Source organism: Candidatus Palibaumannia cicadellinicola, from assembly GCF_002855795.1.
In the GTDB taxonomy this organism is placed as follows: domain Bacteria; phylum Pseudomonadota; class Gammaproteobacteria; order Enterobacterales; family Enterobacteriaceae; genus Baumannia; species Baumannia cicadellinicola_C.
In genome coordinates, this window is the sequence record NZ_NJPO01000054.1 from 1 (window position 1) to 1,295 (window position 1,295).

General features: G+C 28.6%; 2 protein-coding genes. One reads left to right on the forward strand and one right to left on the reverse strand.

The genetic code is table 11. From position 1 onward, the window contains the following. Positions 1–766: hydroxyacylglutathione hydrolase (gene gloB / locus CEX73_RS01140; protein ID WP_101626783.1), on the reverse strand; the 766-nt coding region annotated here is incomplete at its 3' end. Between the two features lie 26 nt (positions 767–792). Between gloB and CEX73_RS01145 the strand changes: the two genes are divergently transcribed. Continuing rightward, on the forward strand, positions 793–1,295 hold a 503-nt coding region (locus tag CEX73_RS01145; protein ID WP_146643224.1), incomplete at its 3' end, for a methyltransferase domain-containing protein.

Below are 1,295 nucleotides of genomic sequence, written 5' to 3' on the forward strand. Positions count from 1 at the left end.
GTAAATTATTGATACTAAAAGTATCTCTTTTTTTACGTAATATAGCAAAAACTTTCCATTCTTCTCCTAATCTCGGATAAGTGTTTATAGCTTTTTGTAATAGAATATCATGACAACGAAAAAAAACATTAATAAGGCGTTCTAAACCTAATGTAGTCGGTAAGCTAGATTTGTTTTGGTTTATTAATTGTTTGACATGACGTTGATAGTCACTAATGATGTTATCTTCAGGTAATAACAAAAGAGCAAAAGCAAGATTTACTAATGTATATTCATGTCCACTACATATTAACGTATTTGTGGGTAGTTTATTAATTTTTTGACAAGATTCATACATTTGCTGAAAAGTACCTTCAAAAATTCGACCACAACCAGCAGAAAAAACAGTATCTCCACAAAATAACCATGGATTACTATAATATCCAATATGTCCTAAAGTATGTCCAGGAAGAGATAAAACCTTAAACGGTTTATTAAGAAGTATAATATTATCATTATTTTTTATAATAATATTAGCACCTTTACTGATAGTTTCTTGTGGACCATAAACAGAAACTGGAAAATACTGTAATAAAGTAAAAACCCCACTAACATGATCATCATGATGGTGAGTTAATAAAATACTTGTTAATTTGAGTTTATTTATTGATAGTTGTTGTAAAACAGAAGTTGCTTCGCCAGGATCAATAACGATGCATTCTCTGTAATCATTATGTAAAAGCCAAATATAATTATCTTTTAGTGAGGAAATACTAATCAGGTTCATTATTAACCTAAATTTATAGCTATACTATGATAGTTAAAAATCATAAAACAAAACGTAATAAATTTATAGTTCCTACTACATGGAATGAAATTCCATATGGTAAAAACTATCGATATACATTAGAGCAAAGATTAAAAGATTGGTGGCCTAAGTTATTTGGTTGTTATTTACTTAAAATAGGAGCTCTTAGCATAGAGTTAGATACTCATACTTGTTCAATATCACATCAAGTTAATGTGGGATTAAATTGTAATAATTTGCAAGTAATTGCTCATCCTGAGCAACTACCTTTTGCTAATAAATCAGCTGACGCTTGTTTACTAGCACATACTTTATCTTATTATGATAATCCGCATCTCCAATTACGCGAAGTAGATCGCGTATTAATGGATGATGGATGGTTAATATTAACTACTTTTAATCTAGTGAGTATATTAAGTTTGAGTCAATTATGTCCATTTTTAGTACCTTATCATAGGGTGAAAAATCTAATTTTTACTAAAATGTATTTACTAGATTGGTTAAGTAT